Source organism: Sporomusa sp. 246TCP1, assembly GCF_057319775.1.
This window is the reverse complement of the sequence record NZ_CM170492.1, coordinates 1,630,183-1,646,822: the sequence shown is the minus strand read 5'-3', so window position 1 is coordinate 1,646,822 and position 16,640 is coordinate 1,630,183. Positions and strand designations below refer to the sequence as shown.

Below are 16,640 nucleotides of genomic sequence, written 5' to 3'. Positions count from 1 at the left end.
AATTGACCTTCTCTATTTACAAATCTCACTACGTTTATTGTTTGCGTTCGCGGCCACGGATGTGCCGGTCTAAAATAAGCTTACGCAAACGAATGCTTTGTGGTGTGACTTCTACAGCCTCATCATCATTAATATATTCAAGTGCCTGTTCCAGACTTAAAATTCGCGGCGGTGTCAGACGAATACCGTCATCAGTACCACTAGCCCGCATATTGGTTACATGCTTTTTCTTACAGGGGTTAACATCCATATCCATATCCCGGGCATTTTCCCCGATAATCATACCTTCATATACAGGTTGTACGGGGACAACAAACATAATGCCTCTGTCTTGGATACTATTAATGCCATAACCAGTGGTTTCGCCTTGCTCAAACGCTACTAATGCGCCCCGGGTACGACCGGGAATATCGCCTTTATATGGTACATAACCATGGAAAACATGATGCATAATGCCATTGCCCTTGGTATTGGTCAGAAACCCTGATCTAAAACCAATTAGTCCACGAGCCGGAACAATGAATTCCATCCGTAAGTAACCAGCCAGTTCGATCATATTGACAAGCTCAGCCCGGCGGGTACCTAAGCCTTCCATAACCGGTCCCATAAATTCCTGTGGTACATCAATTGTCAAAAACTCCATCGGTTCGCAGCGCTTGCCGTTAATCTCCTTATAGATTACCTGCGGCTTGCCGATCTGCAGCTCATAACCTTCGCGGCGCATTGTTTCAATAAGAATCGACAAATGCAGTTCCCCCCGGCCTGCCACCACAAAAGAATCCGGGCTGTCAGTTTCTGTTACCCGCAAGCTAACATTGGTTTCGGCTTCCCTAAACAGACGGTCACGAATGTGGCGTGACGTAACATACTGGCCCTCCCGTCCGGCAAATGGGCTCGTATTTACTGAAAAAGTCATAGCAAGTGTCGGTTCGTCAATTCGAATTGCAGGCAGTGCTTCCGGATTCTCGGTATCAGCTACCGTATCACCAATATTGATTGTTTCAAGACCAATCATAGCAACAATGTCACCTAAAGCAGCCTCTTGGACCTCAGTACGCTTCAGCCCCTCGTATATATATAATTTGCCGATTTTGCCTTTGGTCTCCGTCTCACCGTTCACCAATACTACATTTTGGCCGTTTTTAATTCGTCCCCGTACAACCCGGCCAATAGCAATCCGGCCGACATAGTCGTCATAATCCAGCGTAGTAATCATAACCTGCAGCGGTCCGTCAATCTCGCCCCGCGGCGCAGGGATGGTTTTCTCAATACACTCAAACAACGGTTGCAAATTGTCGCTGTTATCATCCATGGCCATTTTGGCAATACCCGCGCGGGCAGTTGCATATACTACCGGAAAGTCAAGCTGTTCATCATTAGCATCCAGCTCAATAAATAGTTCTAATACCTCGTCAAGAACATCTTCTACCCGCTGATCAGGACGGTCAATTTTGTTGATAACAACAATTGGCTTAATCTTTTGCTCTAAGGCTTTGCGCAATACATACTTGGTCTGAGGCATCGGTCCCTCAAAAGCATCTACCAGGAGCAATACACCGTCAACCATATTAAGCACCCGCTCAACCTCACCGCCAAAATCAGCGTGGCCCGGAGTATCGACAATGTTAATTTTGATATTATGATACATTACCGCCGTATTTTTAGATAAGATGGTAATGCCACGTTCGCGTTCAAGATCATTTGAGTCCATAACGCGTTCAATAATATGTTCATTCGCGCGGAAAACACCGCTTTGTTTGAGCATAGCGTCAACTAAAGTTGTCTTACCATGGTCAACGTGGGCAATAATAGCGATATTACGTAAGTCATTGCGTTCCATATAAAATGATAGCCTCCCCTATAATGAGCAAAAGGATGCTTATATTTTGCACCCTTTTGTAGTGTCATGCACACTCCACTATATTATACCACTTGTCATATGTCAAATTAAATTTATTTTAATTGAAAAAAACAAATATACCTCCAACATCCATTGCTCCTGGCAATGGGGCAAAGTCCTTTACTATTCTAATGACCCAACAACTTTATTTAAAGTAAACAAAGCACGGGGATCAACCTTTAACGTTGTATTTTCTTCTCCTAAACCACCATAAACAAACGAAAACCTGAGAAGTCTCTTATCCACAATGTAAGGCAATGGAATTCCAAACATTGGTACATTTCCAACGGAAAATCCTGTTACTGATTTAACTTCATCTTTTGTCGCTAGTCTGACATTTTTGCAATGTAACAAGTGTTTTATTTCTTTGAAAATAACATGACCTCTTTCCCCTGAAATAACTAACACATGAAAACCTATACCTGTATATAGTATCAACGTTGGCGCTATTTGAGCAATATCAACATTAAAATAATCTGCACCTTCCTGTGCTGTACGAATAGGCATATCATTATATATTAATTCAAATAAAAAACTACTTTTTTCCAAAATATCTTTTGTATTTACATTTTTCATTTATGTAAAAAAACTCCCTATAATACTTCACTACTATCTAAAATATTATCTTAACTTGCCTGTTTATGCATCTTTTTTCAATGCTTATGCTGATGGTGAGCATCGGGGAAGTGCTCATGCCTATGAACCAGTGCCGAGTGCCGGTGTTGGTGACTGTGTTTTGTTCCATCTGCAGCAGGGCTATCATGTGTATGCTGATGATGTTCGTCATGTATATGTTCGTGTTCGTGTTCTAACTCTGCGTGCATGTGTTCGTGTTTGTGGTGCTCTGTTAGGTGAAGCCAGACGCCCAGTGCCATCAGCGCCCCCGCAATCACCAGTGGCAGCGTCAATGGCTCACCAAAGGCCAGTGCTATTACAGCCCCAATGAACGGAGCAATAGAGAAGTAAGCCCCGGTACGGGCAGTGCCAAGGAGGCGTAGACCAACTACGAACAAGGCCAAGCTCACACCATAGGAAAGAAACCCCACCACCATCGCCAAAACCAGATTATGGAGCGGCGGCAAGGATGCGCCGAGCAGGAAGGCTAAAGCCAGATTAACCGAACCGGCAACCAGACCTTTGATTGAAGCAATCCACGTTGTATCCGACAGTGACACCTTGCGCGTCAAATTGTTGTCAATGCCCCAGGCGAAGCACGCGCCCAGCAGCGCTAAAGATGGCCACAGACCGGCAAAGCTGGCATCCCCCTGCCAGCTCAGGACCACTGCACCGGCTACGATGGCAAACATGCCCAGTGCAATGCGCCGGTCGAAATTTTCCTTGAAAGCGAACCAGGCCAGTAAGGCCGTAAATACGCTTTCGGCATTAAGCAATAGAGATGCCCCGCATGCAGGCGTTTTGGTTAAGCCAAACATCAGTAAGACCGGGGCAACGATACCACCAGCCACAATCGCACCAGCAAACCAGAACGCCTCATGGCGTGGCAGTTTGACGGCAGGAGCTTTGGTCATACAGCGATATAGAGTTAGGCCAATACCGGAGCCAATGTAAAGCAGCCCCGCCATTAGCCATGGGTTAATAGCATTTAGCAATAGCTTCGCAAATGGCGTTCCTGCGCCAAATAACAAAGCAGCGGTAAGCGCTGCTAAAATACCTGGTTGGCATAACCACTTTTTCTTAGTCATAGCATTTTCCATCTATAGGTACACCTTCTCCTTTGAGTGAACTTTTATTTTTACAAGCTTTTGCCCTTAATGAAAAAATCTCTTCCGGATTCAAAACTTTAACAATAAATCGAATTAAATCTTTAGTGAAGTCCACCAGTTTCTCCGGCCCCGGCCACGGGTTGCCGAATTGATCGATGATAATCCGCACCACTGGCCGTACTTGTAACTGCGGGTGAATCTCAACGACCACACCAATTTCACCGGTGTCCAGTAATACAGTGGTACCAACTGGGTATATCACCACATTTTCCAGAAATAGATCAACAATCTTAGGGTCTAGCTTAGTCCCTCTTGAGGCTAGCATAATATCATAGGCCTCATGGGGCAAAAAGGATTTTCTATAAGGCCTATCCGAGGTAATCGCATCATATAGGTCTGCAACAGCAACTATTCTCGCATAAATATGAATATTTTCCCCTAATAAACCTCGACAATAACCAGTGCCATCAAAATTTTCATGGTGTTGGAAAGCCACATGAGCGGATACTAAAGGAATTGGACCAACTCTGCGAATAATTTCAAACCCTTTTTCAGTATGGGTTTGCATTAGCTTCCAGTCAGTAGGCGAAAGTGAGTCCGTCTTTTGAAGAATTTCGGTGGGAACCAGCAGCATTCCTAAATCGTGCAAAATGGCCCCCATCGCGAGTTCAAGTAACTGCTGGTGATTCAAATTCATTTTGATTCCGATCATAATCGATAGTAAGCAGACATTAATCGAATGACCAAATGTATAATCAGCACGGGCACGAATGTCTGTCATTTGTATCAGCACATGGCGGTTACCAATTGCATCTTCGATAAGCTTCTTCATAGCCTCGAATATTCCAGTTAGATTGAATGTCCGATTTTCACGGATATTTCCGAAAGCTTGACTTGCCATTTTGATGATCTCCACTCGAGTTTCTTCGTTAACAATCTCCTGGGGTGTAATTTCCAAGTGTGGATGACGAACAAATACGGAATCTATACCCAGCGTCCCCAATTTTGCAATCAAATGTTCATCTAAAATTGCATTTTCTGACAGCAAAAGTTTTCCGTTGGCACTAAAAATATTCCGGGCAATAATCATCCCCGGTTGAAGTTGCGAAGTTGCTAAACGGAGCATAACTATCCTCCCAACTACAGTTGCGTTGTCCAGGTTTGCACCTTCCACATGAATAACACATTAACCTGAGACAACCTTCAACATAATACTTACTCTACTATATTTTGCTGAACTAGCCCCAGCTTTTCCATTACTTTCACCAGTTGGTCAATATCTATAGGCTTTGCGGCATAGGCATCACAACCAAGTTCAAAAGACTGCTGAACATAGTTCGTTTCTCCCAATGCAGTTACCATGATTACCTTGGCGTGCTCTTCAGGCAAAACCCCATTCTGCCGTTCCAACTGCCGAATAGTTTTTAACACTTTAACGCCATCAACTTTAGGCATCATAATATCCAAACAGATCAAATCGTAAGGATTGTTATCTTTCAGAGACAATAAAAATGCATCCAAAGCCTCTAACCCATCTACCGTCAAGTCACATTCTCCATACTGAGAAAGAAACTTCGAAAGGAACTTTCTACTAACCATATCGTCTTCTGCTATTAATATCCTCATCCCTATTCCCCCCTAAAACTTTTTTCTTTTGCAAAATTCGCATATCTGCCGAATATTTTCTAAATGCACAAGCGTTTCTCGCAAATTTCCGCGCCTAGCGGCCAATTCAGCTTTAAAAGCCATACTCTTTAAATCATCTGAACCAATTTGGGCCGCTACTATTTTAATCTTGTGGGCAGACTCCTCCATCAGCCGTAAATCTTTTTCGTCACCACTGCACTGTTCAAGCAATTTTACTATTTCCAGCAATACCGAAGACTCCGCATTTACCGCATCTGCTTCGCAAGCCAAAACAACGTCCCCATTTTCACTAATTTGCAAACTGCGAATAATACCGGCAGGATTCATGCACTTATTTTGTGGTGAAAACAATTCAATTTTTTTAATCAGTTCCTCAAACTGCACCGGTTTAGCGATATATTCATCCATTCCTGCTGCCAAAAATCTTTCCCTGTCTCCTAAAAGCACGTGTGCCGTAAGCGCAATAATCGGGATATGTTTGCCGGTATGAACTTCTTCTTTCCTGATGTGCTTTGTGGTCTCTATCCCGTCCATTTCAGGCATTTGAATATCCATCAAAATGATATCATAGTGTTTTTGCCGCCAAAGCAGTAATGCTTTGACACCGTTTTCTGCCGTATCAATTTGGTAGCCCAGCTTGCGAACCATTCTTTCAGTCACAACACGATTAATTGCATCGTCTTCAACTAACAAAAGATTCAACGGTATCAATGGCTTGACAAATTTCTGCGATAACTTCGACCGGTCATCAAATGCGCCGGCTTTTAAACTGATAGTAAAGTAAAAAACGCTCCCCGTATCTTTGACACTCTCAACCCACATCTTTCCGCCCATCAGCTCTACAAGCTGCTTAGAAATAACCAGCCCCAATCCTGTGCCGCCATATTTTCTAGTAATGGAGCTATCTACTTGACTAAATGTTTTAAACAGCTTATTCATTTCGCCAGAAGCAATTCCGATGCCGGTATCGCGCACAGCGAAGGTCAGCTCAAACGTTTCAGCATTTCCTCCGCTTCTTTTAATTGATAAGCTAACTTCACCATTTTCGGTAAATTTTATGGCATTGTCAAGTAAGTTATTCAATATCTGCCGTAAACGGTTCTGATCGCCACTCACAATATCCGGAACATCAGCTGATAGGGTATAATTTAATTCCAGCCCTTTGCTTCCGGCACGATACGAATAAGCTTTCACTATTTCAGCGATCAAATCCCGGAATTTAAAGCTGGCAAGATCAAGCGACAGTTTTCCGGCTTCCATCTTGGAAAAATCCAGAATATCGTTAACAATTTCCAGCAACTGACGTGCACAAGATTTTGCGACCGTTAAGTTATCTTTTTGCTCGCCGACTAATTCGGTCATTAACGTTAAATCAATCATTCCCATAATGCCATTAATCGGGGTTCGGATTTCATGACTCATGTTGGCAAGAAACTCACTTTTGGTTTTATTTGCCGCTTCAGCTTTGTCCTTAGCCCCTTTGAGTTCTTCTTCCACAAGCTTTCGTTCAGATATATCCCTGATAATATTTAGCAGTACTTTTCTTTCACCAATCATCGTACCTTGAGAATTTATTTCCACCGGGAAAAATTCACCATTGTTTCTTTTATGCACTGCTTCAAAAAATATACCCTTCCTGTCAGCTATGGCCATCTGGCACTTCATGAATGCTTCCTTATCTTTTTCACACAGATCGAAAATAGTTAAATTTAGCAGTTCCTCGCGTGAATAGCCATAGGCTTTAACAGCGGCTTCGTTGGCCTCAATAATCCGCCCGTCGATATCAATAAAGGTGATTATATCCTGCGCCTGTTCAGAAAGTACTTTATACCTGTTCAAACCTTCTTCGGCAATTTTTCTGTCAGTGATATCGATCCCCATACCAATATACCCTTCAGGTATCCCATGCATATTATAGTACAGCTTGCAAACTCGATAAAGCCAGCGGTACTGCCCATTACGATCAAGTACCCGGATTTCACTTTCCTCCAAAACCTCTTTGTCCCGCAGCCCCAGGTCGGAATCGATGTATTTTTTTTTGTCATCAGGATGGAGCCGCTCCAGCCAACCATGCCCTAATGCCTGTTCAGTGGCCTGGCCTGTTAATATGTACCAGTTTTCATTTATAGATTCAGTCTCGCTATTTATGTTATTTCGCCAAATAATTGTTGGAAAACTCTCAAAAATCCGCAAATAAAAATCTCTTGTTTTGATAATAGATATTTCTTTCTGTTTCTGATCAGTTATATCAACTAAAGCTACCACAACACGAATTTTACCATCTACGATAATTGGTGCGGCACTGGCTCTAAACCAAAATACCACTTTTTTCCCTTCATTAACAATGGTTTTGTAGCATTCAATGCCAGACGCAGGCAAACCTTCGAAAGCAAGCGAAGTGGCCCGCCGGAATTCGCAATATTGACAAGAAGTTCCGTACCCACAGCCCTTCTCATTCTCAAGACTACCCTGACACCCAACTGCATTGCCGAAACTCTTTCCCACTACCTTTATCCGGTCTCCGCCAAGCATCTTTAGTGCCGCATCATTGACCTGGATAATCTTTTCAGTTTCATCGACAGTATACATGCCTACCGGAGCGGAATTAAATATCATTTTAAAATTATTTTCTTCACTCTCGATCTTCTTTTCCAACATTTTATAGCGCGTAATATCACGAAATACCACCACTACACCATCAATTTTCTCGTCGGTTTGTTTAATCGGCGTGCAGCTTGCAGATAGATACTTTGCCGCTCCATCCTTCATGATAATTACCGATTCATTCTGCAAACCCGTGGCGGTATGCGTTTGCAGAACCTGGGTAATAGGGCTGAGCAACGGTTCTCTGGTATTGGCACTATAGAGACTGAACACAGTACCAAATGGCTGACCCATAGCCTTTGTCCTACTCCACTCAGTAATTTGTTCAGCTGCTTCATTCATAAAAATAATCTTCTCTGCCGTATCAACAGCAATAACTCCATCTCCAATGGAAGCTAGTATTCCGGCCATGAAGTGCATATTCATCAGCCTATCACCCGCAATCTAATTTTTATAATAGTAATAGGGACAACAGTTAACTGCAGTGCCTATTGTGTCAAAATGGAATAAATTTGCCGGGATATCCTTTCTAAGGGAACTTGCTTACTTACAGCTCCGATATCATAAGCAACTTTAGGCATCCCATAGACCACACTGGATTGCGCATCCTGCCCAATGGTATTTGCACCGGCCTGCTTCATTTTAAGCAAACCTTTCGCGCCATCACAACCCATCCCGGTCAAAATAACACCAATTCCTGCAGCCCCGGCCTTCTCGGCCATCGAATCAAATAAAACATCTACTGAAGGACAGTGTCCATTTACCCTGTCGCCTTTAAAACACTCAACGGCATATATTTTTCCGTTGCGATTTAAGCGCATATGATGATCTCCCTGTGCGATTAACACCCTTCCGGGTATAACAGTATCGCCAGTTTCTGCCTCTTTTACTTCCACTAAACATGAATTGTTCAATCGTCGCGCATACATACCAGTGAATACAGGCGGCATATGCAGAACAATAACTACACCTGGTATATCCCGGGAAAATGAGCGAACAACCTCATACACTGCTTCCGTACCGCCTGTTGATGCCCCTATGGCTATGATTCGGTCTCTTTTTATCGGAACAGTTCCAGTTATAGGTTGACCATTGACATATTCATGCTTTAGCCGGCCGACCTTTGCAGTTGCTGCAATCTTTAGCTTAACAATCAACTCACGAAAAAACATTTCCCAATTTACTGGTGACTTAGCGTCCGGCTTAGTAACGAAATCAACAGCACCGGCGTTCAAGGCGTCAAATATATTCTCGCTCGCTGCGCTTACTACAACAACCGGTAACGGATATTGCGGTATAAGCTTTTTTAAAAATTCAATCCCGTTCATGCGTGGCATCTCAACATCTAACGTCATAACGTCTGGCTCAAATTCTAAAATCTTGTCTCTGGCCATATAGGGGTCGGAAGCTGTCGCCACAACTTCGAGCATGAAATCTTTACCAATCCCCCGGAGTAAAAATTCCCTGAATACGCTTGAATCATCGACCACTAAAACCCTAATCTTTCTTTTCATGGTAATCATCATTTATTCCTTTCTATAGATTGCAGGCGCTACAAAAACATATTTACTTTCATGGCGACTTATGGCTTCAGAATGGCCGATAAATAGATATCCCCCCGGTTCCATATGGTCATAAAACCGGTTGACCAAATTTTGTTTCGTGTCGGCGTCAAAATAGATCATTACATTTCGGCAAAGAATAAGATGAAACTTCTTTTTAAAAGGAAATGTTGCGTTCATTAGATTGAAACGTCTGAATATGACTTCTTCTCGTATCTTCTCATTAATAACACTATATTCATCATCAATTTTAGCAAAATATTTTGTTCGCCAACGATCAGGCAATTCATTTAATTGACTATTAGGATAAATCCCACGCTGCCCTCGTTCCAGAGCAGCCGTGGAAATGTCGGTTGCCAATATTTTAGCGTCCCACTGGCACTTTGCCACCCCGAAGAAAGAATCGATAAACATTGCCACAGTATATGGTTCTTCACCTGTTGAGCAGCCGGCACTCCATATGCGTAAATCTTTACTCGCGCCCTTGGCAAAAGCAGGCAGCACCACTTGTTCCAAAAAATTAAAATGCTGGGGTTCCCGCAGAAAATAAGTATGATTTGTTGTCAATTTATTTAGCAATATTGATCCGGCCTTACCTGTGCGATCATTTACTATATAATGAAAATACTCAGAAAAACTATCAAAGCCATTGTGCTCAATATAGTTGTGCAACCGCCCCAACACCAAGCCTCTTTTCTGCGTAAGGTTAATACCAAAATTTCGCTTGATGAACTGAACTAGTTCGATAAACTCTCTGTCGGTTATTGCTTTCATGTCTTCCGTCCTTTAACAAATACAAAAGTAGTCAGCGCCCTTATGACCTGCAAATTTGACTTCCGCTTAGTATTTGCCGAATTCACTATCATCGTCAAGAACGATTTTTCCTTTCGGCATTAATGCCGCTTCGTTATTACCTATGTGCCCAGCCTGCTTATACCCCTTCTTTTTTTGCTCAATCATTAATTCGATGGCACGCAATACATCAGGACTTAAATTTTCTGCATCCTGAATCTTTCGTCCAGTTTGCTTCAATTTAAATTTTGCTACACTGTTTTTTAGTATCTCGGCCTGACTGGCTAATTCCTCGCTTGCCGAAGCGCTTTCTTCTGCTGTCGCAGAGTTGGTCTGCACGACCTGCGATACCTGCATAATAGCCTGATTAACTTGGGCAATGGCTGTAGCCTGCTCATTTGATGCCCCGGCAATATCATCGACCAGTGCCGCTGCATTAGCTACTTCCTGCACAATACCTTCTAGCGCCACTGCCGTGTCATTAGCAAACTTTGTTCCGGCATCCACTTTTTGAATTGATCCTTCGATCATTACTGTTGTTTCTTTCGCGGCATTAGCGCTTCTGGCAGCAAGATTTCTGACTTCCTCCGCCACTACTGCGAAGCCTTTGCCGTGCTGACCGGCCCTTGCCGCTTCTACTGCCGCATTAAGGGCTAAAATATTTGTTTGAAAGGCAATTTCGTCAATCACTTTGATAATTTTGGATATATTTGCTGACGATTCATTAATCTCCCGCATCGCTTGCACCATATCCTTCATTTGCTGATTTCCGTTCATAGCCTGTTCCTTGGCAGCAGTCGCCAAAGAACTGGCATTATTCGCGTTGACCGCATTCTGCTTAGTCTGAACAGCCACTTGCTCCACGGTGGCGGTAATCTCTTCAATTGAACTGGCCTGTTCTGTAGAACCCTGTGATAAAACCTCCCCAGATGCAGAGACTTGCTGGGCACCAGCCGCAACCTGCTCTGCTGCCTCGTTGATACTGTTTAAAATTAAATTATTGTTTTCTACCATCTCGCTAAGCTTCCTGCCTAGCAAGTCATTCTCAGATCTCAACTTTACTTGAACCGTCAGGTCGCCTGCCGCGATCTTTTCGGCAACAATTGCCTGTTCATGAATACTCTCAACCATCCTGCCAAACGCCCGCATTAGCGCTCCAATCTCATCCTTCGTCGTAGCAGTAACATTTACTTGCACATCACCAGCAGCAAGCTTGTCCGCAGCTTCCACCAATTTACTTATCGGCGTACTAATAATCCGTGAAATGATTACGCCTAGGAACATTGCAATTGTTACAGCCACCGCAATAATTACCGCAACAGTCATTGTCGCAGTGCCGGCAATATCTTGATTTTCTTCGGCTTTTTGCTTAGCGATGGCAATCTTAAGACCCTTCAGGTCACTAATACCGTCATCCATCGCCTTATTGATCCTTACTCCTTCACCTTCCATGAGTTGTGTTGCTGCTTCCATCTGATTCGCCTGCGCCATTTTAATTAATTTTTCACTATATGGTTCGTACTCACCGATGGAATTTTTAAAGGCTGCAACAATTCTGCGCCCTTCATCAGTATAAGTAGTTTGCTCAAAGTCTTGCAGCGCCGTCTTGACTTTTTGAATCGCTTCCCGGATTCTAACTGCATACAAGCCGCGCTTACTCGGGTCTTTTTCCAGTAACATATTTCTAACCTCAACCCGAATCTGCCAATAATTCTCCGTCATTTCTACTAATTCGCCGACTGGCACTGTGAATTTTTCGTAAAGCATCTTGTCGGCAGCAGTAATGTGCCGGAGATTATATATGCCGAAAATACCCACAACTCCAGCGAGCAAACTGATAAACATAAAACCAAATAGTAACTTCTTCCTAATAGTTAAGTCATAAAACCAAGCCATCCGTACGCCTCCTTAACCTCATAATTTAATCTGGTTTTCTAAAGTACTGCATACTTGCTATTATGACTGTTTACTGACTAATATTTGCCGAATTCGCTGTCATCAAGAAGAATTTTCCCTTTCGACGTCAGTACCATTTCCGGTTTACCCGCTCTATCTTCACGCTTTTGACCCGGCTTGTTTTGCTCGATCATAGCTTCAATGGCACGCAATACATCCGGACTAAGGCCCTGTGTCCCTTGAACACCACAGTCAGTTTCTTTTAATTGGAATTTGGAAACATTAATTTTTAATATTTCAGCCTGACTGGCTAATTCCTCGCTTGCTGAAGCGCTTTCTTCCGCTGTTGACGAATTAGTCTGCACAACCTGCGATACCTGCATAATAGCCTGATTAACTTGAGCAATGGCTGTAGCCTGCTCATTTGATGCCCCGGCAATATCATCAACCAGTGCCGCTGCCTTTGCTACTTCCTGTACAATGCCATCCAGCGCCGTTGCCGTATCATTGGCAATTTTAGTGCCAGCAGCCACTTTTTGAATTGACTCTTCGATCATTACCGTTGTTTCCTTCGCGGCATTGGCGCTTCTGGCAGCAAGATTTCTGACTTCCTCCGCCACTACCGCAAAGCCTTTACCATGTTGACCGGCCCTGGCCGCCTCTACCGCCGCATTAAGGGCCAAAATATTGGTTTGAAATGCAATTTCATCAATCACTTTGATGATTTTTGATATGTTGACAGACGACTCATTAATTTCCCGCATCGCGGTTACCATTGCCTGCATTTGCTGATTTCCCTGCATCGCCTGTCCCTTGGAAGAATTGGCCAACTCATTAGCGTGGTTGGCGCTGGCCGCATTCTGTCTAGTCTGAACTGCCACTTGCTCAATAGAGGCCGTAATCTCCTCTATTGAGCTGGCCTGCTCAGTAGAACCCTGCGATAGAATCTCGCTGGATGCCGCAATCTGCTGAGTACCCGCAGCCACTTGCCCTGCAGCTTCGCTGATACTTCTCATTGCCTGATTGACGTTACCGGCCATCACGTTGAAAGCCTGCGCTAATTCGCCTATCTCATCCCTGGTCGTAACCTTGACTTCAACATTTAAATCACCACCGGCAATTTTTCCTGCCACCTTAACAACTTCCTTAACCGGCCGGGAAATCACCCGGGCGATATAAAGGCCAAGCACCATAGCCAGAACAACTCCTGTTACAACAAAAGCAACCATAACCAGGATAGCAGTGTTCGCTTCCTGTTTGTTATTAGCAGCTTTTTGTTTAGCAAGTTCAACTTTGAGAGCATTCATAGTATTCAATGTATCCTCAAAGATATCTGCATAATGAATCCCCTCGGTAGCCATCATCTGATTTGCCTGCTCATACTGACCAGCTTGAATCGTGGCATATAACCGCTTGATATACGCTTCATAATCATTTATCACACCAACAAGAGCTTTTTGTAATTTCTGTCCTTCCTCAGATACGAGAGTTTTGCCAATCTTCTCTGTTTCTTCTTTCATTTCTCCAATACGTGCAGTAGTCTTGCTCATGTTATCTGCCTGTTGCACAGGATTTCTATCCAATATTATATCTCTTACATTGATACGGCTTTTTTGATAAGATTCTGTCACACTCCCCATCTGTTCAAGCGGCACAGTATAATACTCAAACAATATTGTATCTTCCCGAGCCAGGTTATAAAGATTAATTATACCTACTATACCAACAATACTAGTCACCACAGCCACACAGAGAAAGGCAATAATAAGCTTATTGGCAATTTTAAGATTTAGATACCAATTCATACCTAGACCTCCTTATTGTTATCTATATACAGCTAGTTAATTTTTTCCAGGAAATTCACTTCATCATTGCTTAATACTCGCTCACTATCAAGGATTAATTTTACGTCATCACCAACTTTTCCAATCGCCTTGGTAAACCGCTGATGGTAACTGCCATTTTGCAATTGTGGCGGTGGAACGATATCTTTTTCCGCAATTGTCAGTACTTCGGCAACAGTATCAACAATTAACCCTACGGCAATTTCATGGATATCAACTACCACGATACAAGTCCGGTCATTGTAATCTATAGAGGATTTCTTAAATCTTAATCGCATATCAATAACCGGAATGATTTTCCCTCTCAGATTAATAATCCCTTTGACGTATTCCGGAAGATCAGGTACCTGAGTAACAGGCTGCATACCGATAATCTCAGTGACATACTTAATCTCTATGCCATAAGCTTCCGCGCCTAGAGTAAATGTCAGAAATTTTCCTTTTTGGGTATCTTCCTCTAATTCCAGTTCATTTTCGCTAATCTCGGACATAACACTTCTCCTTTCTTGTTTTCAAGTAATTTTTAAAACGTTTTCCTGTTAATACTTGCCAAATTCACTATCATCAAGAACGATTTTTTCTCTTGCTGTCAATACTGCTTCATTCTTCCCCGAACGCGCTTCTTGCTTAGAACTTTGATTCTTTTTCTCAAGCATAATTTCGATGGCGCGCAGTACATCCGGACTTAATCCCTCTGTATCTTGCATCTTTTGACCGGTTTGTTTCAGTTGGAATTTGGACACATTGTTTCTTAATATCTCAGCCTGACTGGCTAATTCCTCGCTTGCTGAAGCGCTTTCTTCTGCTGTCGCGGAGTTAGTCTGCACAACCTGCGATACCTGCATAATAGCCTGATTAACTTGGGCAATGGCTGTAGCCTGCTCGTTCGATGCCCCGGCAATATCATCGGCCAGTACCGCTGCTTTAGCTACTTCCTGCACAATACCGTCTAATGCCACTGCCGTATCATTAGCAATTTTTGTTCCGGCAGACACTTTTTGAATTGATCCTTCGATCATTACCGTTGTTTCCTTCGCGGCATTGGCGCTTCTGGCAGCAAGATTTCGGACTTCCTCCGCCACCACTGCAAAGCCTTTGCCATGCTGACCGGCCCTGGCCGCCTCTACCGCCGCGTTAAGGGCTAAAATATTTGTTTGAAAGGCAATTTCGTCAATCACCTTGATAATTTTGGATATATTGACAGACGACTCGTTAATTTCCTGCATCGCTGTTACCATTGCCTGCATTTGCCGGTTTCCTTGCACCGCCTGCTCCTGGGAAGAGTTAGCCAATTCATTGGCATGATTAGCATTAACAGCATTCTGCTTAGTCTGGACTGCCACTTGCTCCATCGTAGCAGTAATCTCCTCAATTGAGCTGGCCTGTTCGGTAGAACCCTGCGATAGCACCTCGCCGGATGCTGAAATCTGCTGGGCACCTGCCGCAACCTGTTCTGCAACATATTTTACATCGCCAAAAGCTTTGTTTAGTGCGTCCAACGTTTCGTTCATGGCATTTTTAATTGCCGCATGATCACCACTATAGTTTCCCTCAACCTGTTGCTGCAAGTTTCCTGAAGCCATTTCCCTTAATACCGCCAGGGCCTCTCTAATCGGTTCATTTATCATATCTAAAATGTGATTAATGCCTTCAACAATCTGCCGGTAACTACCCCCATGTTTTTCGGCGTCAGCTCTGGTTGTCAGTTTTCCTTCCGCAGCTGCTGTAGACAAAAGATTAACGTCGGCGATCATTCGGTTGATGTTATTGATGCATTTATTCAGACTCTTACCTAACAGGTCATTTTCTGAGTGTATTTTAACTGCAACGTTCAGGTCCCCTGCTGCTATTTTTTCGACTGCCAGCGCCTGCTCCCTGATATTAGTAATCATCCTGTCAAACGCCTGCATAAGCGTTCCAATTTCATCCTTTGTTATTGCAGTCTTACTAGTAACATTCACATCCCCTACGGCAAGTAAGTCGGCGACTGCAACTAAATTTCGTATTGGCCGGCTGATGGCGCGCGCTATAAATACACCTAAGATTATCGCAATTAACACCCCAGCAGTTATAATTAGGCCAACTACAATAATTGCCTGGCTAGCCGCTGCTTGATTGCTCGCCGCCTTTTCGCCAGCTTGTTTAATCTTGATAATTTGTGCCTCCTGCAAAGTATTCTCAATCATCTTACCAATTCTCGCTCCGTCGGTTTGCAAGAGTTGTGCAGCCACATCCAACTGATTGGCCTGCTCTAAACTAATTATTTTTTCAATATACGCTTCATATTCCGTTACACCAGCTCGTAAGGCAACAAAAGTATTCCGTCCCTCGTCAGTATGAACCGTTTTCTCATAATTTTGCATTGACTTTTTTAATTCTTGCAATTCTTCTCTAATCTTACCCTTGGCTGTCCCTCTTGTGCCGGGGTCGCTTGCTAGAACTATGTTTCTAGACTCATTTTGCATAATATAATAGTTTTCTGTTATATCCAACAAATCGCCTAATGGAACAGTATAAAGATCGTACAGTTTCTTGTCTTCTGCTATAATGCTAGAAAGGTTATGAATTCCCAAAGAGCCTACTGCCGCAGCTATCATTGACACCAGAACAAAACTAAACAGTAATTTTTTTGCGATATTCAAATTATGAAACCACGCCATTATCTTTCACC

The 16,640-nt window shown here is 43.2% G+C and carries 12 protein-coding genes; all 12 read right to left on the bottom strand.

Annotated elements, in window-relative coordinates:
* Positions 1-34 precede the first annotated feature (34 nt).
* The 12 genes from typA to AC1ECB_RS08145 all read right to left on the bottom strand — a co-directional run bounded on the left by typA (position 35) and on the right by AC1ECB_RS08145 (position 16,629).
* Entirely contained in the window at positions 35-1,840 is a 1,806-nt protein-coding gene (gene typA / locus AC1ECB_RS08200) for a translational GTPase TypA (protein WP_485668245.1), read from the bottom strand.
* A 183-nt stretch (positions 1,841-2,023) separates the two neighbouring features.
* Positions 2,024-2,476: a YbaK/EbsC family protein gene (locus AC1ECB_RS08195; RefSeq protein WP_485668244.1), complete on the bottom strand. Its 453-nt coding sequence runs from the start codon at positions 2,474-2,476 to the stop codon at positions 2,024-2,026.
* Positions 2,477-2,553: 77 nt separating this feature from the next.
* Positions 2,554-3,615 carry a DMT family transporter gene (locus tag AC1ECB_RS08190; protein ID WP_485668243.1) on the bottom strand — a complete coding sequence of 354 codons (1,062 nt, stop codon included), beginning with the start codon at positions 3,613-3,615 and terminating at the stop codon, positions 2,554-2,556.
* The gene (locus AC1ECB_RS08185) at positions 3,596-4,750 is read right to left on the bottom strand and encodes an HD-GYP domain-containing protein (RefSeq protein ID WP_485668242.1); all 1,155 of its coding nucleotides are present in this window, start codon (positions 4,748-4,750) and stop codon (positions 3,596-3,598) included. The genes AC1ECB_RS08190 and AC1ECB_RS08185 overlap by 20 nt, the downstream gene beginning before the upstream one ends.
* 89 nt (positions 4,751-4,839) lie before the next feature.
* Positions 4,840-5,250: a response regulator gene (locus tag AC1ECB_RS08180; protein ID WP_485668241.1), complete on the bottom strand. Its 411-nt coding sequence runs from the start codon at positions 5,248-5,250 to the stop codon at positions 4,840-4,842.
* Positions 5,251-5,262: 12 nt separating this feature from the next.
* A complete protein-coding gene (locus AC1ECB_RS08175; protein ID WP_485668240.1) occupies positions 5,263-8,301 on the bottom strand; it encodes a PAS domain-containing hybrid sensor histidine kinase/response regulator in 3,039 nt (1,012 codons plus the stop codon).
* A 62-nt stretch (positions 8,302-8,363) separates the two neighbouring features.
* Positions 8,364-9,389, bottom strand: a complete 1,026-nt coding sequence (locus AC1ECB_RS08170; protein ID WP_485668239.1) for a protein-glutamate methylesterase/protein-glutamine glutaminase — start codon at positions 9,387-9,389, stop codon at positions 8,364-8,366.
* A gap of 12 nt (positions 9,390-9,401) precedes the next feature.
* Positions 9,402-10,211: a CheR family methyltransferase gene (locus AC1ECB_RS08165; RefSeq protein WP_485668238.1), complete on the bottom strand. Its 810-nt coding sequence runs from the start codon at positions 10,209-10,211 to the stop codon at positions 9,402-9,404.
* Positions 10,212-10,277: 66 nt separating this feature from the next.
* Positions 10,278-12,125 (bottom strand): methyl-accepting chemotaxis protein, encoded by a 1,848-nt coding sequence (locus AC1ECB_RS08160; RefSeq protein ID WP_485668237.1) that lies wholly within the window; start codon positions 12,123-12,125, stop codon positions 10,278-10,280.
* A 77-nt stretch (positions 12,126-12,202) separates the two neighbouring features.
* Positions 12,203-13,930, bottom strand: coding sequence for a methyl-accepting chemotaxis protein (locus AC1ECB_RS08155; protein ID WP_485668236.1), 1,728 nt, complete (start codon positions 13,928-13,930; stop codon positions 12,203-12,205).
* Positions 13,931-13,962: 32 nt separating this feature from the next.
* Positions 13,963-14,460: a chemotaxis protein CheW gene (locus tag AC1ECB_RS08150; protein WP_485668235.1), complete on the bottom strand. Its 498-nt coding sequence runs from the start codon at positions 14,458-14,460 to the stop codon at positions 13,963-13,965.
* A gap of 48 nt (positions 14,461-14,508) precedes the next feature.
* Positions 14,509-16,629 (bottom strand): HAMP domain-containing methyl-accepting chemotaxis protein, encoded by a 2,121-nt coding sequence (locus tag AC1ECB_RS08145; protein ID WP_485668234.1) that lies wholly within the window; start codon positions 16,627-16,629, stop codon positions 14,509-14,511.
* Positions 16,630-16,640: the final 11 nt, after the last annotated feature.